The organism is Nonomuraea sp. ZG12 (genome assembly GCF_052068115.1).
In the GTDB taxonomy this organism is placed as follows: Bacteria; Actinomycetota; Actinomycetes; order Streptosporangiales; family Streptosporangiaceae; genus Nonomuraea.
The window spans coordinates 156933-176272 of the sequence record NZ_JBQHCW010000008.1 but is presented as its reverse complement, the minus strand read 5'-3'; the positions used below and the strand labels follow the sequence as shown (position 1 = coordinate 176272).

Here is a 19340-nt window from a genome sequence, read left to right as displayed (position 1 = left end):
CCGGTGTGCGACCGATGATCTCTCGGGGAGTTGCGGGTGACAGAGCCCATTCGGATGTTCGACGACCCGGTGCTGCGGACGGTGGCGGCGCCGGTGCGGGACTTCGATCGTGAGCTGCGCAGGCTCGTCAAGTCGCTGACGTTGACGATGCGCGCCGGCGCGGGCCGGGCCGGGCTGGCCGCACCCCAGCTGGGGGTGCCGCTGCGGGTGCTGGTCTACTCCTACGACGGCGCGTCGGGCCATCTGGTCAATCCGCGGCTGGAGCTGTCGCAGCGGCGGATCACGGCCGACGAGGCGTGCCTGTCGGCGCCGGGCGTGTGGTGGCCCCTGGAACGTTCCTACATGGTCACGGCGCGTGGCCGGGACATGTTCGGCAAGCCCGTGACCGTGCGCGCGCTGGGCGTGCTGGCCAGGGTGCTGCAGCACGAGGCCGACCATCTCGACGGCGTGCTGTTCAGCGACCACCTCGAAGCGAGCGAGCGGGAGCGGTTCCTGGCGGCGGCATTGCCCTCGGAATGAGGGTCCGGCGCTGTTCGGGGTCGGTTCCGCCCCAGACGCCGTGGGTCTGGCCGCTGCTGATGGCGTAGTCGAGGCAGGGGCGGCGCACCGGGCAGCCCCGGCACACGGCCTTGGCGCGTTCGACCTGCGACTGGCCGGCGCCTTGGAGTGAGATCGGAAAGAAGAGCTCTGGGTCCAGGTCCAGGCAGGCGGCGCTGCGAGACCATTCCAGCTTCATCACCATGGTCCGCGCCTACCCACGCGAAATCGGGTCATACCTCTTCGAGGAGGCGGTCCCAGTCGTCGTGGAACCTGGCGAGCCCGTACCGGGCCAGCGCGGCAGCCCGCGCCGCCTTGCCCGCCTGGGATGCGCGCTCGGGGTCGTGGACGAAATCCGCCAGCGCCCGTTCGAGCACGTCGGTCCTGGTGGAGATGACGCCCGCCTCGGGTGGCACCGCCTCGATCGCCTCGGTGGCGGCCAGCGCGACCACGGGCATGCCGAGCGTCATCGCCTCGATGAGCGCCAGGCCGAGCGAGGTCCACCGGTAGGGGTGCAGGTAGGCGCGCCGCCTGGCGAGCTCGGCGTGCATCCGCGCCTGCGGCAGGTCCTCGTAGGTGCCGTACGGCAGGCCCTGGACCTTCATGCCGAACACGTCGAGCGGCACGCGGGCGGCGAACCGCGGCAGCAGGTCGGTGCCCGCCACGCGGGTGCGCCGGACGGGCTCGTTCACCACGACGCCGGCCCTGGCCAGCTCGCCGGTGTAGAGGTGGCCGGGGTCGGGGATGCCGTGCTCGATCACCCGCGTGGGCGCCCTGCCGTTGTCCCAGAACAGCTCGTTGAAGTGGGTCACGTGCACCAGGGGGATGTCGTCACGGCCGGCCAGGGGGTGCCTGGTGCGGGGCACGTCGCCGACGGGGGTGTTGTGCTCGACGTAGACGCCGGGCAGGTCGCGGCCCAGCCATTCGCGGGCCAGGTCCAGCTCGTGCGGCCGCTGGTAGACGACCAGGTCGAGGGGCTCGTCGCGGAGCCGGTCCCAGGGCACCTCGCGGGCGGTGGCCGGCCAGTCGTAGGTGGCGGCCCGTCCCCGGCCGTCGGGCCCGCGGCCGGGGACGAGGGGCAGCGTGCAGTCGTGGCGGCCGCGTACGAACGAGGTGGTCCACGAGCCGTGGACGTGCCACAGCAGGATCCTCACCAGCGGCTCCAGCCTGTCGTCCGATCCCAGGTGGCGGAGGTCCCCGCGGTGACGGGGGTGGCGGTGACGGTGCCGGTCAGCACCCGGTCGACGGCGTCGAGCAGGTCGTCGGCCACCTCCGGGGCGCGTCCCACCTCCTCGCGCAGCGTCTGCGAGGTCGGCACCAGGATGCCGCGGGCGCCGGCCGCCCTGGCGGCGTCCATGTCCCGGCCGATGTCGCCCACCACCACGCAGTCGCGCGGGCTCACGTCGAGCACGGCAGCGGCCCTGATCACCAGTCCCGGCGCGGGCTTGCGGCAGGTGCAGCCGTCGTTGTCGTCGTGCACGCAGATCGCCCAGGCGTCGAACGGCCCGAGCAGCTGCTCGACCCTGGCGTTCACCTGCTCCATCTCGTCGGCCGTCAGAAGGCCCTTGGCGACGCCCGACTGGTTGGTCACGACCGCCACCGGCACGTCGGCCCGCCGCAGCCTGCCCAGCGCCTCCTGCGCGCCCGGCATGACCTCCACGCGCGCCGGATCGCCGTTGTACGGGACATCCCTGATCAGGGTTCCGTCCCTGTCGAAGAGCACGGCTCCGGGACGTCGTTGTTCGAACACCACTCACCTCCGGTCGCGTCCTCGCCAGCTACCCGGCGGGTTCTCCGGCAAACAACGCTACTTTCCGTGACCGACCCCAGGCGGTTCAGCCCTTTCACGCACCTCAGGAGCCTCCCCGGTGTTTGAGAGCCGCTTCTCTCGGTAGCGGTTCTCCCATGCTCAGGGGGAGGGACAATGAGATTTCTCGGCATCAACGCGATCTTCCACGACCCGGCCGCCGCCCTGGTGGCCGATGGGAAGGTGGTCGCCGCCGCGGAGGAGGAGCGCTTCAGCCGGCGCAAGCACGGCAAGCGGCCGCTGCCGTTCTCGGCGTGGGAGCTGCCGGAGCAGGCGGCCGCCTGGTGCCTGCGTGAGGCGGGGATCGGGCCCGAGGATCTCGACGCGGTCGCCTACTCCTACGATCCGGCCCTGGTCCGGCAGCGTCCCGACGGCGACTGGGAGGATCTGCGCACCAGGTACGCGGTGCGCGCGCCGCTGTTCCTGTCCACGGCGCTGCCCGGCCTCGACCCGGCGCAGGTGCGTTTCGTGCCGCACCACGTGGCCCACGCCGCCTCGGCGGGGCTCGCCTCGCCATGGCGGGACTGCGCGGTGCTGGTGTGCGACGGCCGCGGCGAGGACGTCTCCCACCTGGCCGGCCGCTACCGCGACGGCGAGCTGGAGGTGCTCGCCGCGCAGCGGCTGCCGCACTCCCTCGGGCTGATGTACGAGGACGTGACCGAGCATCTGGGATTCCTGCGCTCCTGCGACGAGTACAAGGTGATGGCGCTGGCCTCCTACGGCCGGCCCCGGCATCTGGAGGCGCTGCGCGAGCTGATCCGCCCGACGGACGACGGCGGCTTCCGCGTCGAGGCCGTCGACTGGAACGGCTACGCCAAGGCGCTGGCCCGAGGCGAGCCGTGGACCTCCGACCACGCCGATCTGGCCGCCAGCGTCCAGGTCCGGCTGGAGGAGGTGCTGCTGGAGCTGGTCCGCTGGCTGCACGAGCACACCGGGGAGCGCCGGCTGGCGCTGGCGGGCGGGGTGGCGCTGAACTGCGTGGCCAACACCCGACTGCTGGCCGAGGGCCCGTTCGACGAGGTGTGGGTGCAGCCGGCCGCCGGCGACTCCGGCACCGCGCTCGGCGGCGCGCTCCACCTGGCGCAGGCGCACGGCGAGCCCGCCGCCCCCATGCCGGGCGCGGCGCTCGGCCGCGGATTCACCGACGAGGAGCTCGGCGCCTGGCTGGACGTGGCCAAGGTGCCGCACTCGCGGCCCGCCGACCTGGCCGCCGCCGTGGCCGCCGAGCTGGCGGCCGACCGGATCGTCGCCTGGTTCCAGGGCAGGTCGGAGTACGGCCCGCGGGCGCTGGGCAACCGGTCGCTGCTGGCCCATCCCGGTCACGCGCGCAACACCGAACGGCTCAACGACGTCAAGGGGCGCGAGCAGTTCAGGCCGATCGCGCCGATGGTGCTGGAGTCGCGGGCCGCCGAGATCTTCGGCCGGGGTCCGACGCCCTCCCCGTACATGCTGTTCGTGCACGACGTGCGGCCGTCGTGGCGGCCGCGGATCCCCGCGGTGGTGCACGTGGACGGCACCGCCCGCGTCCAGACGGTCTCCCCCGCCGCGCACCCGCTGCTCGCCCGCGTGCTCGCCGAGTTCGAGTCGCGCACCGGCCTGCCGGTGGTGGTCAACACGAGCCTCAACACCGCCGGCCGGCCCATGGTGGACGACCCGCGTGACGCGCTCGAATGCTTCGGCTCCTCGCCGGTGGAGGTGCTCGCCCTGGGGCCGTACCTGGTGCGGCGCGGGGAGGTGTTCGCCTAGTGATCACCGTCGTGATCCCGACGATCGGCCGCCCGAGCCTGCGGGCCACGCTGGCCGCGCTCGGACCGGACGTGCCGGCCGTCGTGGTGGACGACCGCCCGGACGCGCACGCCGCACCGCTGGAGGTGCCGGAGCACGTACGGGTCGTCCGCTCCGGCGGTCGCGGGCCCGCGGCGGCGCGCAACGCCGGCTGGCGGGCCGCCGACACGGCGTGGGTGGCCTTCCTGGACGACGACGTGGTGCCGGAGGCCGGGTGGGCGCAGGCCGTGGGGAAGGACCTGGCGGACCTGGCCGACGACGTGGCCGGCAGCCAGGGGCGCATCGTGGTGCCGCTCCCCCGCGACCGCCGCCCCACCGACGCCGAACGCCACACCGCCGGGCTGGCCGGCGCGCACTGGCCGACCGCCGACATGGCCTACCGCCGCACCGCCCTGGAGCGGGTCGGCGGGTTCGACGAGGGCTTCCCGCGCGCCTACCGGGAGGACGCCGACCTGGCCCTGCGGATGTTCGAGGCGGGCTACCGGCTCGTCAAGGGGGACAGGGTGACGGTCCACCCGGTGCGGGCGGACGGGTTCTGGTCCAGCGTGCGCTTCCAGCGGGGGAACGCCGACGACGCCCGCATGCGCCGCCGCTTCGGCCCCGGCTGGCGAGAGGCCATCGGCGGCGGACCCACCCGGCTGCGCCGCCACGCGCTCACCACCGCCTTCGGCCTCACCGCCGTCGCGGCCTACGCCGCCTGCGCGCTCGCCCCCGTACGCCGCCCCCGCACAGCTCCGATCGTGATGCCGATCGTGATGCCGGTTTCCAGGGCGGTCGTCGGGACGGTGGCCGCCGCCGGGTGGGCCGTGCTCACCGCGGAGTTCGCGTGGGCCAGGGTGGCGCCCGGTCCCCGGACCCCCGGGGAGGTGCTGCGGATGGTGGTCACCAGCGTGGTGATCCCGCCGGTCGCCTGCGCGCACCGGCTTCGGGGGGAATGGAGGGCACGGCGATGAACGGTCGCTTGGGGGTGCTGTCGCGGCCCAGACCGGCGGCGGGTGAACCGGCCGCCCAGCGGTCGCGGCGCCGGGAGCGGGTGCTCGTGGCCCGGCTCGACGACGCGGGGGACGTGCTGCTGGCCGGACCGGCCGTACGGGCCGTACGGGAGGGCGCGCGTGAGGTGGTGATGCTGGCGGGACCGAACGGCAGGGCGGCCGCCGAGTTGCTGCCCGGCGTGGACCGGGTGATCGAGTGGCGGGCCCCGTGGATCGACGGCGACCCGCCGCCGGTGGACGTCGACCGGGTCACCGAGCTGGTCCAGCAGCTCAGGGGGTTCGGCGAGGCGCTGATTCTCACCTCCTTCCACCAGTCGGCGCTCCCACTGGCCTTGCTGCTGCGGCTGGCCGGGGTGCGGCGGATCGCCGCGATCAGCAATGACTACCCGGGCTCCCTGCTCGACGTCCGCCACGTCGTGGACGAGAGCGTCGACGTGCCCGAGGCGGAGCGGATGCTGACGCTCGCCCGCGCCGCCGGATTCGAACTGCCACCCGGCGATGACGGCAGACTCGCAGTTCGCAGGCCCCTTCCGGATATCGGCCGGGATCTGGGGCAGTCCCTGGGCGTCGGCGGCGCTGCCGACGCAGGCGCGTATGTCGTGGTACACCCAGGGACTTCCGCTCCCGCCAGGACCTGGCCGGCCGAAAGGCACCGGCAGGCCGTGCGGGAGCTGGTCGAGGACGGCCATCGGGTCGTCGTCACCGGCAAGGAACGCGAGCTCACCGCCTTCGTCGCCCACGGGGTCGCCGTCGACCTGGGCGGCAGGACGACGCTGGGCCAGCTGGCCGCCGTGATCGAACGCGCCGGTGTGCTCGTGGCCGGCAACACCGGCCCCGCGCACCTGGCGGCGGCTGTCGGCACCCCCGTCGTGAGCCTGTTCGCGCCGGTCGTCCCCGCAGCCCGGTGGGCCCCGTACCGCGTGCCGACGGTGTTGCTCGGCGACCAGCATGCCCCCTGCCGGTTGAGCAGGGCGCGCAGCTGCCCGGTAGCCGGGCACCCGTGCCTGTCCGAGGTGTCCAGTGAGCAGGTGGTCAAGGCAGTGAGGGAGTTGATGCAGTGAAGATCGATCTCGTCTCCGAGCACGCGGATCCGCTGGCTGCCATCGGCGGCGTCGACTCAGGCGGCCAGAACGTGTACGTCGCCAAGCTGGCCGCCGCGCTGGGAGCCCGCGGGCACACGGTGGTCGTGCACACCCGCCGCGCCGATCCGATGCGGCCCGCCTCGGTGCGGCTCGCACCGCGCGTCACGGTCGCCTACGTCCCGGCCGGTCCGGCCGCGCCGCTGCCCAAGGACGAGTTCCCGCCGTACATGCCGGAGTTCACCGACCGCTTGGCGGACCACTGGGCCCGCCGGCGGCCGGACATCGTGCACGCGCACTTCTGGATGAGCGGCCAGGCGGCGCTGCGTGCCACGGAGAGAATCGTGGTGGGAATTCCGGTGGTGCAGACCTTCCACGCCCTCGGCACCGTGAAGCGGCGCTGGCAGGGCGACGCCGACACCAGCCCGGCGCATCGGATCGAGACCGAGCGCGAGATCGGCAGGCGCGCGGACGCGGTGCTGGCCACCTGCGGCGACGAGGTGGACGAGCTGCGCGCCATGGGGGTGCCCGAGCGGCGCATCACGGTCGTGCCGTGCGGCGTCGATGTGGACATGTTCCGCCCGGACGGTCCGGTGGCGCCGCGCACCGGCGGGCCGATGGTGCTCAGCATCGGCCGCCTGGTGCCGCGCAAGGGCGTGGACACGGTGATCGCGGCCCTGCGGCAGCTGCCGGACGCCGAGCTGGTGATCGCGGGTGGCCGGGCCGACGACGAGGAAGCCGTGCGGATGCGGGAGCTGGCCGCCGGGTACGGGCTCGGCCACCGGGTGCACGTGATCGGCAGTGTGCCGCGCGAGCAGGTTCCGCCGCTGATGCGCGCGGCCGACGTGCTGGTCACGGTGCCGTGGTACGAGCCGTTCGGCATGGTCCCGGTGGAGGCGATGGCGTGCGGCGTGCCGGTCGTGGCGTCGGCGGTCGGCGGGCACCTGGACACGGTGGCGGGCTGCGGCCTGCTGGTGCCGCCGCGCCGGCCCCGGGCGCTGGCCAGAGCGCTGAGGGAGGTCCTGGACGATCCGGGCAGGCGGCGGGCGCTCGGCGCGGCCGGGGTGCGCCGGGCCCGTGAGAGGTACGCCTGGCCTCGGGTGGCCGAACGCATCGAGACCGTGTACACGCAGGTCATCGACGGGCAGCTGAGCCGTCTGACCGCACTGGGGGGTTAGCCATGGACGCGCATCTGCGGAAGCTCCGTACCGCCCTGACCCAGGTCGACGACCACGCGGTCACGATCCGCGCCTGGGGAGGCAAGCTCGCCGGTGTGCTGTCCGCCGGAGGCAGGCTGCTCGCCTGCGGCAACGGCGGCTCGGCGGCGGAGGCCCAGCACCTGACGGCCGAGCTGGTCGGCCGGTTCCGGGCCGACAGGCAGCCGTACGCGGCGATCCCGCTGCACGCCGACAGCTCCTCGATGACCGCGATCGCCAACGACTTCGGCGCCGACGAGGTCTACGCCAGGCAGGTGCGCGCCCACGGCCGCCCCGGTGACGTGCTGGTGTGCCTGTCGACGAGCGGCGGCAGCGCCAACGTGGTCGCCGCCGCCCGCGCGGCCCTGGAGCACGGCATCCTCGCCTGGGCGCTCACCGGCCCCGCGCCGAACCCGCTGGCCGGCCTCTGCGACGAGACGGTCGCCGTCCCCGCCGACGACACGGCCACCGTCCAGGAAGTGCACCTGGCGTTGATCCACATGCTCTGCGACGCGGTAGAGGAGGCGCTGTGATGAATCCCGCGCTGGGGCCGCTCGTGGTCATCGGGGACACGCTGCTGGACGTGGACGTCGAGGGGGACACCGACCGGCTGTGCCCGGACGCGCCCGTGCCGGTGGTGGACGTCGCCGCCGAGCACGCCCGGCCCGGCGGCGCGGGCCTGGCGGCGCTGCTCGCCGCCCGCGACGGCGCCGAGGTGGTGCTGATCACCGCGATCGGCGATGACCCGGCCGGCCGCCGCCTGTGCGGCCTGCTGTCGAACGAGCTCGATCTGGTACGGCTTCCGCTGCGGGGCGGCACCGTACGCAAGACCAGGATCAGGGCCAGGGGGCAGACGCTGCTGCGCGTGGACACCGGCGACGGGACGATCACCCGGCCCCCTGAGCACGCCGAGGCCGCCGAGGCGGTGGCGAGGGCGGGTGCGGTGCTGGTCGCCGACTACGGCAGAGGCGTCGCCCGGCTGGCGCGCGCGCTGCTGCCCGGCTGCCGCGTGCCGATCGTCTGGGATCCGCACCCACGAGGCGACACCCCCGTGGACGGGTGCACGTTGCTGACCCCGAGCGAGGCGGAGGCCAGGCTGCTGTGCCCCGCCCCCTACCCCGGCCCCGACCGGGCGGCCCGCCGCCTGGCGCGGGAGCTGCGGGCCGGGGCGGTGGCCGTCACGCTGGGCACGCGCGGCGCGGTGCTGGCGCTGGCCGACGGCTCACTCAGACGGATCCCCGTTCCCGTACGGGCCACCGGCCAGGACGTGTGCGGAGCCGGCGACCGGCTGGCGAGCGCGGCGGCGCTCGCGCTGCGCGCCGGGGCGAACGTGGAGGAGGCGGTCACCATCGGGGTGGGCGAGGCCTCCCGGTTCGTCGAGCGGGGTGGCGCCGCCGCCGTCCGCATCCAGGAGCAGCGGCTCGGCGACCGGCCGCGCACCGCGGTCGAGGTGGCCCAGCTGACCCGGGCCTCCGGTGGCCGGCTGATCGCCACCGGCGGCTGTTTCGACCTGCTGCACGCCGGGCACGTCAGCCTGCTGCGGCGGGCCAGGGCGCTGGGCGACGCGCTGGTCGTCTGCGTCAACTCCGACGACTCGGTCCGCAGGCTCAAGGGCCGCACCCGGCCGGTCGTGGACGCCCTCGACCGGGTGGAGGTGCTGCGCGCGCTGAGCTGCGTGGACGCGGTGCTGGTGTTCGACGAGGACACCCCCGCCCGCGCGATCGAGCTGCTCCGCCCCGACGTGTGGGTGAAGGGCGGCGACTACGAGGGCGAAAACCTGCCCGAATCCGAGGTCCTGGACCGGCTCGGCGCGGAAACGGTCGTGCTGAGCCTGCTGCCGGGACGGTCGACCACCAACCTGATCAGGGAGATCCGATGAACGTTCTCATCACCGGCGGCGCCTCCGGGCTCGGCCTGGCGACCGCCGAGGCCGTGGAGAAGGAGGGCTGGCGGCCGCTGGTCGTCGACGTGCGCGCGGGCGACCAGCGCTTCGAGCATGTCACCGCCGACCTGGCCGACCGGGGCCAGGCCGAGCGGGCGGTACGTGAGCTGGCCGAACGGGCCGGCGGCCTCGACGCCGTGGTCACCGCGGCGGGCATCGACGCGTGCGGCCGGCTGGAGGACGTGCCCGCCGACGACTGGGAGCGGGTGATCCGGGTGAACCTGCTGGGCACGGCCGCGGTCGTGCGCGCGGCGCTGCCGTACCTGAAGCGGACCCGCGGCCGGGTCGTCACCTGCGCCTCCACCCTGGGCCTGCGCCCGCTGAGCGACGCCTCCGCCTACAGCGCGTCGAAGTTCGGCGTCGTCGGCTTCACCAGGGCGCTGGCGGTGGAGCTGCGCGGCGAGGTGGGGGTGACCCTGCTGGTGCCCGGCGGCATGCGCACCGCCTTCTTCGACGGCCGGGCCGAACAGTACAAGCCGGGGCCCGAGGCGGGCCTGAACGACCCCGCCGACGTCGCCGCGACCGTGGTGTTCGCGCTCGGCCAGCCCGCCGGCTGCGAGATCAGGGAGCTCGTCATCTGCCCCGACACGGAGACGTCATGGCCCTAGAACTCCTGGCGCTGCGCGGGCTGGGGCTGGGCGACCTGCTCACGGCCGTCCCGGCGCTGCGCGCCCTGCGTCAGGCCTTCCCCGAGCACCGGGTCACGCTCGCCTGCCCGTCCGCGCTGGACGCGCTGCTGCCGCTGATCGGCGCGGTGGACGACCGTCTCGACGTGTCGGGCCCCGGCCCGGTGCCGTTCGAGCGGCCCGACATCGCGGTCAACCTGCACGGCAAGGGCCCGCAGAGCATCGACGCGCTGCGCCGTACCGATCCCGGCACGCTGATCAGTCACGGTTCGGGACCGCCGTGGCGGGACGGCGTGCACGAGGTGCGGCGCTGGTGCGACCTGCTGGAGTGGTACGGCATCGCCACCGACCCGGAGGACCTGACCCTGGGCACCTCCGACAGGACGGGGCCGGTGATCGTGCATCCCGGCGCCGCCTTCCCCGCCCGCCGCTGGCCGCCGGAGCGCTTCGCGAAGGTCGCCTCGGTGCTGGACGACGTGGTCGTCACCGGCAACGCCGAGGAGGTGGGGCTGGCCCGGCGGGTGGCCGAGCTGGCCGGGCTGCCGGACGAGCGGGTGCTGGCCGGCCGCACCGACCTCGCGCACCTGATCGACCTGGTCAGCCGGGCCCGGCTGGTCGTCTGCGGCGACACCGGCGTCGCGCATCTGGCCACCGCGTTCTGCGTGCCGTCGGTGGTGCTGTTCGGGCCGGTGTCACCGGCGCTGTGGGGGCCGCCACCGGGCTGGCGGCACGTGGCCCTGTGGGCGGGCCGCAAGGGGGACCCGCACGGGGCGCGGACCGACCCGGGACTGCTGAAGATCGAAGTATCCGAAGTCGTCGACGCGGCAATGGAGGTCACGTCATGAAGGCGCTTGTCACCGGCGGAGCCGGGTTCCTCGGCTCCCACCTGTGCGAGCGGCTGCTGGACGAGGGGGCGGACGTGGTCTGCATGGACAGCTTCCTCACCGGTGGGCCGCGCAACGTGGAGCATCTGATCGACCGGCCGTCGTTCCGCATCATCGAGTGCGACCTGACCGGGTACGTGCACGTACCGGACCGGCTGGATCTCGTGCTGCACTTCGCCTCGGCCGCCTCGCCGGCCGACTACCTGCGCTATCCGATCGAGACGCTGCGCGTCGGCAGCGTCGGCACGCTGCACGCGCTCGGCCTGGCCAGGGAGAAGGGCGCCCGGTTCGTCCTCGCCTCGACCAGCGAGGTGTACGGCGATCCGCTGGAGCATCCGCAGCGGGAGACGTACTGGGGCAACGTCAACCCGGTGGGCCCGCGCAGCGTCTACGACGAGGCCAAGCGCTTCGCCGAGTCGCTGACCACGGCCTACCGCCACTCGCGCGGCACCGACACCGGCATCGTGCGGATCTTCAACACCTACGGGCCCCGGATGCGGCCCTTCGACGGCCGGGCCATCCCGACGTTCATCCGGCAGGCGCTGCTGGGCGAGCCGATCACCGTCACCGGCGACGGGTCGCAGACCCGCTCCATCTGCTACGTCGACGACACGGTGCAGGGGATTCTGGCCATGGCCGAGAGCGGCTTCGACGGCCCGGTGAACATCGGCAACCCGGGCGAGCTCACCATGCTGGAGCTGGCCACGATGATCAAGGAGCTGAGCGGGTCGTCGTCGCCGATCGAGTTCATCGACCGGCCGGCCGACGATCCCCGGGTGCGCAGGCCCGACACCGCGCTGGCCGGCGAGCGGCTCGGCTGGCAGGCGCGGGTGCCCGCGCGGGAGGGCCTGCGCAGGACCATCGAGTGGTTCTCGGCGGAGCTGACGGGCTACCGACGACTGGCCCCGGCCCCCGCCTGACACCCGCCCGACACCCGCCCGATACCGCGCGGCGGGCCGGCCGGCCCGAACGAGGTCAGGCCGGCCCGGCTCGGGCGGCGGGTCAGCCGGTCAGAGTTTCAGGCCGAGCAGGGCGTCGGCCAGGTCGCGCACGAGGCCGGGCGCCGAGGCGTCCGTGCCCTGGCCGGCCGTCGCCCGCTCCGCCCAGGCGTCGATCGCGGCCAGCGCGCCCGGCGCGTCCAGGTCGTCGGCCAGCCGCTCACGGACCTCGGCCAGCAGCTCGTCCGCAGGCGGGGCGGCGGCGAGCGCCGTCGCGGCCCGCCAGCGCGCCAGCCTGGCCTCGGCCGCGGCGAGCTGATCGGGGGTGTAGGCCCAGTCCTCGCGATAGTGGTGGGCGAGCAGGACGAGCCGGACGGCCATCGGGTCGTGCTCGGCCCGCAGCTTGGAGACGAACACCAGGTTGCCCTTGGACTTCGACATCTTCTCGCCGTCGAGCGCCACCATGCCCGCGTGCGTGTAGAACTTGGCGAACGGCCACTCCCCCGTGGCGGCGTGCCCCTCGGACGCGCCGCACTCGTGGTGCGGGAAGATCAGGTCGGTGCCGCCGCCGGCCACGTCGAAGCCGGCGCCCAGGTTGTCCAGGGCGATCGAGGTGCACTCGACGTGCCAGCCGGGCCGGCCCCTGCCGAGCGGGGAGTCCCACGCGGGCTCGCCGGGCCGCTCGGCCCGCCAGAGCAGCCAGTCGAGCGGGTGGCGTTTGCCGGGCTTGTCGGGGTCGCCGCCGCGCTCGCCGAACAGGTCCAGCATCGTCTGCTCGTCGTAGCCGGACACCTGCCCGTACTTGGGGGCGTCGGCGACGCTGAAGTAGACGTCGCCGTCGAGGGTGTAGGTGACGCCCTTGGCCGCCAGCTCGGTGATGAGCCCGGCCACCCGGTCGACGACCTCGGTGACGCCGACGTACTCGCGGGGCGGCAGGATGCGCAGCGCCTCCATGTCCGTACGGAACAGCTCGATCTCCCGCTCGGCCAGGCTCTGCCAGGCGACGCCGGTCTGCTCGGCCCGCTCCAGCAGCGGGTCGTCGACGTCGGTGGCGTTCTGCGTGTAGTGGACCTCGTGGCCCGCGTCCAGCCACAGGCGGCCGACCAGGTCGAAGGCGAGGTAGGTGTTGGCGTGGCCCAGATGGGTGGCGTCATAGGGGGTGATCCCGCACACGTACATCGTCGCGACCGGCCCCGGGTCGCTCTGCCGCACCTGGCGGGCCGCCGTGTCGTAGAGCCTCAGCGGGACGCTGGCGCCGGGCAGGTGGGGGACGTTGGGGGCGGACCACGATCTCATGTCTTTGAGCCTATCCGTCCTGATCAGATGTCATGTCGGTGAAGTCGTAGTTGACGCCCTCCGGAGTGAGGGTAAGCAGGGTGACGGAGAGTGTGGCGAAGACGCGGCCGTCGGGCAGCTCGTGCCGGACGATCAGCGCGCCGGGGTCGGCGGAGGGCGGGTCGGTGATCAGCTCTCGCCAGTCGGTGTCGCCGGCGAATCTCGGCCGGAAGCCGGCCACCCGGTCGTTGGCCGGGTCCAGCCCGGTGTTGACGATCATGCTGGTGCCGTCGGGCAGCTCGGCGGCGCTGAGCCGTACACCGTCCCAGCTGAACAGCCGTGTCCGGGTCAGGTCGGCGAGCACGAGATGGAAGGGGTCGTAGCGGGTGAAGTCCAGGTCGGGGAGTTCGCCCGTGGTCACGGCGAGCAGTGGCAGCCCGCCACGGGAGATCTTCGTCGCCTCGGGGGCGGCCTGGCCGTGCCCGTTGAGCAGCGCCGCCGCGCGTCGGGCGGCGGGGTCGACGGCGAGCCAGGTGCCGCCCGCCTTGAGGTCCAGGCCGCCGATCACGCCCGGATGGTCGGGCCAGTGCTCACCGGGGCCCTCCCAGGGCCGGTCGGTGAACTCGTCCCGCACACCCATCAGGGTGAGCGGCTGCCCTGTTCTCACGATCACCGTGCACATGGGGCAAAGCGTACAAAATCGGTTTAGATGGGTGGCCAGGGGATGGCAGGCCAGCCCTCCGAGGGGGACGGATGCACGCCGGTGTCGAGCAGCCGGCGCACCCGCTGCCAGGTGGCCTCCACCTCCGCCAGCGTCAACAGGTCTCGCAGCCTGCGGCCGAGCGAACCGGACTCCAGGTCGCGCTCCAGCTTGGCGAGCACCGCCACCGCCTCGCGGGCCAGCGGCTTGCCCCGCCACTGCCACAGCACCGTGCGCAGTTTGTCCTCGGCGGCGAAACAGACGCCGTGGTCTACGCCGTAGACGTGGCCGGTGGGCAGCGGCAGCAGGTGGCCGCCCTTGCGGTCGGCGTTGTTGACCACCGCGTCGAACACCGCCATCCGGCGCACCACCGGGTTGCGGCTGCGCACCAGCCGCATCAGGTCGACCTCACGCTCGGTGTCGATCCACAGCTGGCACATACCGGGCCCGAACGGCCCCTCGCGGTAGACCGTGGGCGGCACGATGTGCCAGCCGGTCGCCTGGGACACCTCGAACGCGGCCACCTCGCGGGCGGCCAGGGTGCCGTCGGGGAAGTCCCACAGCGGGCGCTCGCCGCGCACGGGCTTGTAGACGCAGGCCGCGCTCCGCGTGCCGAGCTTGACCGAGCAGTAGAGGGTCATGTTGGTGGCCTCGACGAGGCGGCCGGCCACCTCCAGGGTGCCGTCGCGCAGCAGCTTGAGAGTCTCCTCCTCGTCCATGGCCGAAGGGGGGGCGGGCCTGATGGCCGGCTCGCTCTCGGGAGCGGTCATGAAGCCGCCTCACCTCCGCGGTAGCCGTTGAGTCGGACACAGACGTGGCCCCCGGCGTCCAGGGGTTGCGCGCACAGCGGGCACGGCGGACGGCCGGCCGCGACGACCTTGAGCGCCCGCTGCGTGAACGCGCGGGCGGCCCCGGCGCTGATCCGCACCCGCAGCATCGCGGGCTCGGGCGCCTCGAGGTCCTCCTCGTCGATGACCTCCTGCGCCTCGATGACCACCTGAGCGGTGTCGGGGTCCCAGGCGAGCGCCATGGTGCCCACCCGGAAGTCCTCCGCCAGCGGGGCGTCGAGGGGCGCGTCGTCGGAGAGGTCGGCCGGCGCCATCGCGGGCACGTGGGCGGTGCCACCGCTGCGCCGCAGCACCTCGTCGAGCAGCTCGTCCAGCCTGCTCGCGAGCGCGGCCACCTGCAGCTTCTCGAGCGCCACCGTGGTCAGTCTGCCCTCGGCCCTGGCCTGCAGAAAGAAGGCGCGCGCGCCTGGCTGCCCGAGGGCGCCTGCCACGAACCTCTCTGGTGGGTCGTAGTCGAAGACCGGCATAGCCTGACCTTACGTGGTTCCGGGCCCGCCGCCGACGGCGGCATCGCTCCCGGTGGTGTTTTCTCCCCCGTCTTTCTCCTCCGAATCCTCGGGGAGCCGCAATTCCCCCATATCGTTAAGCCTGATAACAAAGGGACGCAAGGGGGCATAGCGAATCACGGTGAGCGCCGCCGGATCAGCAGTAATCCGCTGAAAATGATCGAGGTGGAGGCCCAGCGCGTCGGCGACGATCGCCTTGATCACGTCCCCGTGACTGCACGCCAGGTAGACACTCTTCTCCCCCAGGCGGCTATTCCACTCCCGGACCGCGGTGATCGCCCGATGCTGCATCGCCGCCATCGACTCCCCTTCGGGGAAGGTCGCGGCGCTCGGATGCGCCTGCACCACTCCCCACAGCGGCTCCTTGGCGAGCTCCTTCAGCTCGCGGCCGGTCCATGAGCCGTAGTCGCACTCCAGGAACCGCTCGTCCGTCGTCACCGTCATGCCGCGCCCCCCGGCGATGGCCTGGGCCGTCTCCTGACAGCGCTCCAGGGGGCTGGAGACGATGGCGTCGAGCCGTACGGCCGCGATCCGCTCGGCCAGGGCGGCCGCCTGTGCCCGGCCCGCCTCGCTGAGATGGACGCCGGGGGTGCGGCCGGCCAGGACCGGCCCGGTGAGGTCGGTGAGCCCGTGGCGGGCCAGTAGCAGGGTGGTCACCGGACAAGTGTCTCAGGCGTGGATCACGGCGTTTCCCCCACCCGGACGGTAACCTGGCGGGATCATGGAGCAGCGCTATGTCGGCCGCAGCGGCCTGTCGGTGTCCCGGATGGGCCTCGGCACGATGACGTGGGGGCGTGACACCGACGCGGACGACGCGGCGGCACAGCTGCGCACGTTCATGGACGCGGGCGGCACGCTGGTGGACACCGCCGACGTCTACACCGGCGGCGACGCCGAGCGGCTGCTCGGCCGCATGATGCGCGACTCGGTGCCGCGCGCGGAGCTGGTGATCTCCACCAAGGCCGTGGTGACTCCGCTGGGCCACCGGCCGCGCGACGCCTCCCGGCGTCACCTGATCGCCGCCGTCGACGACTCGCTCAACCGGCTCGGCCTCGACTACGTCGACCTGTGGCAGCTGCACACCTACGACTCCGAGGTGCCGCTGGAGGAGACCATGGCCGCGCTGGACGCGATCGTCTCCTCGGGACGGGCCGTCTACGCGGGCGTCTGCGACTACACCGGCTGGCAGCTCGCCGCCGCGGCGGTCACCCAGCGGGCGATCCCCGGCCGCATTCCCATCACGGCCGTGCAGGCCGAATACTCCCTGCTGGCCCGCGAGCCCGAGCGCGAGCTGCTGCCGGCCGCCCACCACACCGGCGTGGGGGTGCTGGCCTGGTCGCCGCTCGGCCGGGGCGTGCTGACCGGTAAGTACCGCACCGGCATCCCGGCCGACTCGCGGGCCGCCACCCCGCACTTCTCCGAGTTCGTCCGCCCCTACCTCGACGAGCGCAGCCGGCGGGTGGTGGAGTCGGTGATGACCGCCGCCGAAGGGCTGGGCGTCTCGCCGCTGGCGGTGGCCCTGTCATGGGTGCGCGACCAGCCCGGCGTGGCCTCGGCCATCGTCGGCGCCCGCACACTCGCCCAACTCAAGGGCACGCTCCTCGCCGAGGACATAGTGTTGCCGATAGAAATTCGAGAGGCTCTGGATGACGTGTCGTCGCCGGACTGACGGTCAACGAGAGTCACACTCACGTGTCACTAGTCGATACCGAATCGCAACTTTAGCGGGAAATCGCCTGCATCATGTGGCCCAGTCCATCAGGATTTCCTCCGGAGGCGACGCAGGAGGGGACGGATGGGGAGCAGGACCGCGATCTCGGCCGGGATTCTCGCGGTAGCGCTGGCGACCGTCGCGGTGGCCGCGCCGCCCGCGATGGCCTTAGCCGGAGACTGCGAGCGCGGCGGCGGCCTGCTCTCGGGAGTGACCGACGGCCTGTGCGACACCCTCGACGCGGTCACCGGCACGGTCGACGACCTGACCGGCGGCCTCACCGAGCCCGTGACCAAGGGCCTCGACAAGACCACCGACACCGTGCTCGGCAAGGTCGGCGAGGCGGTGCCGACGTCGCGGCCCTCCTCCAGGCCGGACCGGCGCTCGCCCCGGCCCAGCGACTCGGCCGAGCCCAGGCGGACCGAGCTGCTGCCGGAGACGCTCGGCGAGGTCTGCCTGCCGGTGCTGGCCTGCGAGGACCAGGCCGTGCTCGACGGCATCCCCACCCCGACCCCCACGCCCACACCGGACTCGCGGCGGTCGGACCGGGCCACCCCGTCGCCGGAGGCCGAGCGTGAGCCCGGCGACGACCGCGAGCACGCCGACGTGCTGGCGACCGACGCCGCCACCCCGCCCGACACCCGGCCGCACACGCTGGACGAGCGCGAGCCGGCCACCGAGCGGCGGGCGGACCCCGAGGACCTGCGGTTCGACCTGCTGTGGCCCAACCCGTTCGCCGACGAGCTGGCGCTGCCGGTGCAGAAACAGCGCATCGTGCGGCCGAGCGCCCCCGCCTCGGACGTCGTCGGCACGGCGCTGACCATCATCCTGCTGGCCACGGCGGTGCTGGCCACCCGCATCGTGCAGCAGCGCAAGCAGCGCAGCGAGCAGCCGGACTCCATCCCGTTCGAGCCGGCCAGGCAGGGCAACAGCCGCCACCGCCTGGCCTGAAAGGCGCCCGGCGCTCCGCGGGAGCGGCTAGCCGCCGATCGCGTGGACGCCGCCGTCCACGTGCACGATCTCGCCCGTGGTGGCGGGGAACCAGTCGGACATCAGCGCCACACACGCCCTGGCGGCGGGCAGGGTGTCGGACAGGTCCCAGCCGAGCGGGGCCTTCGCCGGCCAGCTGTCCTCGAACTCCTTGAAGCCCGGGATCGACTTGGCCGCCATCGTGCGCAGCGGACCGGCGGCCACGAGGTTGGCGCGGATGCCGTGCTTGCCCAGGTCGCGGGCAAGGTAGCGGTTGCAGGACTCCAGGCCGGCCTTGGCCACGCCCATCCAGTCGTAGACGGGCCAGGCCCTGCTGGCGTCGAAGTCGAGGCCGACGACCGCGCCGCCCTGCTTCATCAGCGGCAGGCAGGCCACCGCCAGCGACTTGTAGGAGTAGGTGGACACGTGCAGGGCGGTCGCGACGTCCTCCCACGTGGTGTTGAGGAAGTTGCCGCCGAGAGCGGTCTGCGGCGCGAACCCGATCGAGTGCACCACGCCGTCGAGGCCGTCGACGTGCTCACCGACGCGGGTGGCCAGGCTGTCGAGATGCTCGGTGTTCTGTACGTCGAGCTCCAGCACCGGCGCCTTCTCCGGCAGCCGCTTGGCGATCCGCTCGACCAGGCTCAGCCGGCCGAACCCGGTGAGCACCACGGTGGCGCCCTCCTGCTGGGCCAGCTTGGCGACCGAGAACGCGATGGAGGCGTCGGTCAGCACACCCGACACCAAGATCCGCTTACCTTCGAGTATGCCCATGTCAGTGCCCCATTCCGAGTCCGCCGTCGACGGGGATCACGGCCCCGGTGATGTAGGAGGCGTCGTCGCTCGCCAGGAAGCGGACGACGCGCGCCACCTCGCCGGGGGTCGCCTGCCGCCCCAGCGGGATGTTCTTGACGATGGCCTCGGTGTCGAGGTCGGCCGTCATGTCGGTCGCCACGAACCCGGGCGAGACCACGTTGACGGTGATGTTGCGCGAGCCGTACTCGCGGGCCATGGAGCGGGCGAAGCCGACCAGGCCGGCCTTGGAGGCGGCGTAGTTGGTCTGCCCGGCCTGGCCGGACAGGCCGACGACCGAGGAGATGAGGATGACCCGGCCGCGCTTGAGCTTCATCATGGGCCGGATGGCCCGCTTGGCGACGCGGTAGGCGCCGGTCAGGTTGGCGTCGATGACGTCGGTGAAGGTGTCCTCCTTCATCATCGCCAGCAGGGTGTCCTTGGTCATGCCGGCGTTGGAGACCAGCACCTCGACCGGGCCCTGCTCGGCCTCGACCTTGTCGAAGGCGGCCTCGACGTCGGCCATGCTGGTCACGTCGCACCTCACCCCGAACAGGCCGTCCGGCGGCTCTCCCGATCGATAGGTGACGGCCACGGAGTCGCCGGTCGCGGCGAGTTCGCGGGCGATCGCGAGGCCGATGCCGCGATTGCCTCCGGTGACGAGTACTGAGCGTGCCATGACACACGACGCTATCTCCTACCCGCCGGTATGCGCTTGTCCGGGGGATACAAGATCACGGCGCTAGGATCGTG

22 protein-coding genes are annotated in these 19340 nt (G+C 73.3%); 12 read left to right on the top strand and 10 right to left on the bottom strand.

Annotation, left to right across the window (positions count from 1 at the left end):
• The first annotated feature begins 36 nt into the window (after positions 1-36).
• Positions 37-519 carry a peptide deformylase gene (locus ACTMTF_RS23575; RefSeq protein ID WP_441112624.1) on the top strand — a complete coding sequence of 161 codons (483 nt, stop codon included), beginning with the start codon at positions 37-39 and terminating at the stop codon, positions 517-519.
• On the opposite strand, the gene ACTMTF_RS23570 is transcribed toward ACTMTF_RS23575, so the two are convergent.
• The 3 genes from ACTMTF_RS23570 to ACTMTF_RS23560 are packed head-to-tail and all read right to left on the bottom strand — an operon-like array spanning position 455 to position 2287.
• Positions 455-736 carry a WhiB family transcriptional regulator gene (locus ACTMTF_RS23570; RefSeq protein ID WP_441112776.1) on the bottom strand — a complete coding sequence of 94 codons (282 nt, stop codon included), beginning with the start codon at positions 734-736 and terminating at the stop codon, positions 455-457. The two genes, ACTMTF_RS23575 and ACTMTF_RS23570, sit on opposite strands and share 65 nt — an antisense overlap.
• 34 nt (positions 737-770) lie before the next feature.
• Complete coding sequence (locus tag ACTMTF_RS23565; protein ID WP_441112623.1) at positions 771-1691, bottom strand: glycosyltransferase; 921 nt, start codon at positions 1689-1691, stop codon at positions 771-773.
• Entirely contained in the window at positions 1688-2287 is a 600-nt protein-coding gene (locus ACTMTF_RS23560) for a D-glycero-alpha-D-manno-heptose-1,7-bisphosphate 7-phosphatase (protein ID WP_441112622.1), read from the bottom strand. Before ACTMTF_RS23560 ends, ACTMTF_RS23565 begins: the two co-directional genes overlap by 4 nt.
• A 174-nt stretch (positions 2288-2461) precedes the next feature.
• On the opposite strand from ACTMTF_RS23560, the gene ACTMTF_RS23555 reads away from it, so the two are divergent.
• From ACTMTF_RS23555 to ACTMTF_RS23515, 9 genes are read left to right on the top strand one after another with little or no spacing between them, the layout of a single operon-like run.
• The gene (locus ACTMTF_RS23555; protein WP_441112621.1) at positions 2462-4090 is read left to right on the top strand and encodes a carbamoyltransferase family protein; all 1629 of its coding nucleotides are present in this window, start codon (positions 2462-2464) and stop codon (positions 4088-4090) included.
• Positions 4090-5082 (top strand): glycosyltransferase family 2 protein, encoded by a 993-nt coding sequence (locus ACTMTF_RS23550; RefSeq protein WP_441112620.1) that lies wholly within the window; start codon positions 4090-4092, stop codon positions 5080-5082. The genes ACTMTF_RS23555 and ACTMTF_RS23550 overlap by 1 nt, the downstream gene beginning before the upstream one ends.
• Positions 5079-6182: a glycosyltransferase family 9 protein gene (locus tag ACTMTF_RS23545; protein WP_441112619.1), complete on the top strand. Its 1104-nt coding sequence runs from the start codon at positions 5079-5081 to the stop codon at positions 6180-6182. Before ACTMTF_RS23550 ends, ACTMTF_RS23545 begins: the two co-directional genes overlap by 4 nt.
• Positions 6179-7378: a glycosyltransferase gene (locus ACTMTF_RS23540; protein WP_441112618.1), complete on the top strand. Its 1200-nt coding sequence runs from the start codon at positions 6179-6181 to the stop codon at positions 7376-7378. The genes ACTMTF_RS23545 and ACTMTF_RS23540 overlap by 4 nt, the downstream gene beginning before the upstream one ends.
• A gap of 2 nt (positions 7379-7380) precedes the next feature.
• Entirely contained in the window at positions 7381-7929 is a 549-nt protein-coding gene (locus ACTMTF_RS23535; protein WP_441112617.1) for a D-sedoheptulose-7-phosphate isomerase, read from the top strand.
• A complete protein-coding gene (locus ACTMTF_RS23530; protein ID WP_441112616.1) occupies positions 7929-9275 on the top strand; it encodes a PfkB family carbohydrate kinase in 1347 nt (448 codons plus the stop codon). Before ACTMTF_RS23535 ends, ACTMTF_RS23530 begins: the two co-directional genes overlap by 1 nt.
• Positions 9272-9946: an SDR family oxidoreductase gene (locus ACTMTF_RS23525; protein ID WP_441112615.1), complete on the top strand. Its 675-nt coding sequence runs from the start codon at positions 9272-9274 to the stop codon at positions 9944-9946. The genes ACTMTF_RS23530 and ACTMTF_RS23525 overlap by 4 nt, the downstream gene beginning before the upstream one ends.
• Positions 9937-10809 carry a glycosyltransferase family 9 protein gene (locus ACTMTF_RS23520; RefSeq protein ID WP_441112614.1) on the top strand — a complete coding sequence of 291 codons (873 nt, stop codon included), beginning with the start codon at positions 9937-9939 and terminating at the stop codon, positions 10807-10809. The genes ACTMTF_RS23525 and ACTMTF_RS23520 overlap by 10 nt, the downstream gene beginning before the upstream one ends.
• Positions 10806-11768 (top strand): UDP-glucuronic acid decarboxylase family protein, encoded by a 963-nt coding sequence (locus ACTMTF_RS23515; RefSeq protein WP_441112613.1) that lies wholly within the window; start codon positions 10806-10808, stop codon positions 11766-11768. The genes ACTMTF_RS23520 and ACTMTF_RS23515 overlap by 4 nt, the downstream gene beginning before the upstream one ends.
• A 90-nt stretch (positions 11769-11858) precedes the next feature.
• Here ACTMTF_RS23515 and mshC read toward each other — a convergent pair whose 3' ends face one another.
• The 5 genes from mshC to ACTMTF_RS23490 are packed head-to-tail and all read right to left on the bottom strand — an operon-like array spanning position 11859 to position 15772.
• Positions 11859-13082 (bottom strand): cysteine--1-D-myo-inosityl 2-amino-2-deoxy-alpha-D-glucopyranoside ligase, encoded by a 1224-nt coding sequence (mshC, locus tag ACTMTF_RS23510; protein ID WP_441112612.1) that lies wholly within the window; start codon positions 13080-13082, stop codon positions 11859-11861.
• Positions 13083-13092: 10 nt separating this feature from the next.
• A complete protein-coding gene (locus ACTMTF_RS23505) occupies positions 13093-13743 on the bottom strand; it encodes an NRDE family protein (RefSeq protein ID WP_441112611.1) in 651 nt (216 codons plus the stop codon).
• Positions 13744-13766: 23 nt separating this feature from the next.
• The gene (locus ACTMTF_RS23500; RefSeq protein ID WP_397013221.1) at positions 13767-14531 is read right to left on the bottom strand and encodes an SCO1664 family protein; all 765 of its coding nucleotides are present in this window, start codon (positions 14529-14531) and stop codon (positions 13767-13769) included.
• The gene (locus ACTMTF_RS23495; protein ID WP_397013223.1) at positions 14528-15076 is read right to left on the bottom strand and encodes a DUF3090 domain-containing protein; all 549 of its coding nucleotides are present in this window, start codon (positions 15074-15076) and stop codon (positions 14528-14530) included. The genes ACTMTF_RS23500 and ACTMTF_RS23495 overlap by 4 nt, the downstream gene beginning before the upstream one ends.
• Before the next feature lie 9 nt (positions 15077-15085).
• A complete protein-coding gene (locus tag ACTMTF_RS23490) occupies positions 15086-15772 on the bottom strand; it encodes an MSMEG_4193 family putative phosphomutase (protein WP_441112610.1) in 687 nt (228 codons plus the stop codon).
• Positions 15773-15836: 64 nt separating this feature from the next.
• On the opposite strand from ACTMTF_RS23490, the gene ACTMTF_RS23485 reads away from it, so the two are divergent.
• Both ACTMTF_RS23485 and ACTMTF_RS23480 read left to right on the top strand, forming a co-directional pair.
• Positions 15837-16784, top strand: coding sequence for an aldo/keto reductase (locus ACTMTF_RS23485; RefSeq protein ID WP_397013227.1), 948 nt, complete (start codon positions 15837-15839; stop codon positions 16782-16784).
• A gap of 126 nt (positions 16785-16910) precedes the next feature.
• The gene (locus ACTMTF_RS23480) at positions 16911-17777 is read left to right on the top strand and encodes a hypothetical protein (protein ID WP_441112609.1); all 867 of its coding nucleotides are present in this window, start codon (positions 16911-16913) and stop codon (positions 17775-17777) included.
• Positions 17778-17804: 27 nt separating this feature from the next.
• Here ACTMTF_RS23480 and fabI read toward each other — a convergent pair whose 3' ends face one another.
• Both fabI and fabG read right to left on the bottom strand, forming a co-directional pair.
• Positions 17805-18569 carry an enoyl-ACP reductase FabI gene (fabI, locus tag ACTMTF_RS23475; protein WP_441112608.1) on the bottom strand — a complete coding sequence of 255 codons (765 nt, stop codon included), beginning with the start codon at positions 18567-18569 and terminating at the stop codon, positions 17805-17807.
• Between the two features lies 1 nt (position 18570).
• Positions 18571-19266, bottom strand: a complete 696-nt coding sequence (gene fabG, locus ACTMTF_RS23470) for a 3-oxoacyl-ACP reductase FabG (RefSeq protein WP_441112607.1) — start codon at positions 19264-19266, stop codon at positions 18571-18573.
• Positions 19267-19340: the final 74 nt, after the last annotated feature.

Excerpts from the sequence above, each read along its gene's own strand:
- ACTMTF_RS23485 (WP_397013227.1), top strand. The coding sequence starts at position 15,837 with ATGGAGCAGCGCTATGTCGGCCGCAGCGGCCTGTCGGTGTCCCGGATG.
- ACTMTF_RS23555 (WP_441112621.1), top strand. The coding sequence starts at position 2,462 with ATGAGATTTCTCGGCATCAACGCGATCTTCCACGACCCGGCCGCCGCC.
- ACTMTF_RS23515 (WP_441112613.1), top strand. The coding sequence starts at position 10,806 with ATGAAGGCGCTTGTCACCGGCGGAGCCGGGTTCCTCGGCTCCCACCTG.
- ACTMTF_RS23545 (WP_441112619.1), top strand. The coding sequence starts at position 5,079 with ATGAACGGTCGCTTGGGGGTGCTGTCGCGGCCCAGACCGGCGGCGGGT.
- ACTMTF_RS23520 (WP_441112614.1), top strand. The coding sequence starts at position 9,937 with ATGGCCCTAGAACTCCTGGCGCTGCGCGGGCTGGGGCTGGGCGACCTG.
- ACTMTF_RS23500 (WP_397013221.1), bottom strand. The coding sequence starts at position 14,531 with ATGACCGCTCCCGAGAGCGAGCCGGCCATCAGGCCCGCCCCCCCTTCG.
- mshC (WP_441112612.1), bottom strand. The coding sequence starts at position 13,082 with ATGAGATCGTGGTCCGCCCCCAACGTCCCCCACCTGCCCGGCGCCAGC.
- ACTMTF_RS23535 (WP_441112617.1), top strand. The coding sequence starts at position 7,381 with ATGGACGCGCATCTGCGGAAGCTCCGTACCGCCCTGACCCAGGTCGAC.
- ACTMTF_RS23480 (WP_441112609.1), top strand. The coding sequence starts at position 16,911 with ATGGGGAGCAGGACCGCGATCTCGGCCGGGATTCTCGCGGTAGCGCTG.
- ACTMTF_RS23525 (WP_441112615.1), top strand. The coding sequence starts at position 9,272 with ATGAACGTTCTCATCACCGGCGGCGCCTCCGGGCTCGGCCTGGCGACC.
- fabG (WP_441112607.1), bottom strand. The coding sequence starts at position 19,266 with ATGGCACGCTCAGTACTCGTCACCGGAGGCAATCGCGGCATCGGCCTC.
- fabI (WP_441112608.1), bottom strand. The coding sequence starts at position 18,569 with ATGGGCATACTCGAAGGTAAGCGGATCTTGGTGTCGGGTGTGCTGACC.
- ACTMTF_RS23570 (WP_441112776.1), bottom strand. The coding sequence starts at position 736 with ATGAAGCTGGAATGGTCTCGCAGCGCCGCCTGCCTGGACCTGGACCCA.
- ACTMTF_RS23505 (WP_441112611.1), bottom strand. The coding sequence starts at position 13,743 with ATGTGCACGGTGATCGTGAGAACAGGGCAGCCGCTCACCCTGATGGGT.
- ACTMTF_RS23530 (WP_441112616.1), top strand. The coding sequence starts at position 7,929 with ATGAATCCCGCGCTGGGGCCGCTCGTGGTCATCGGGGACACGCTGCTG.
- ACTMTF_RS23495 (WP_397013223.1), bottom strand. The coding sequence starts at position 15,076 with ATGCCGGTCTTCGACTACGACCCACCAGAGAGGTTCGTGGCAGGCGCC.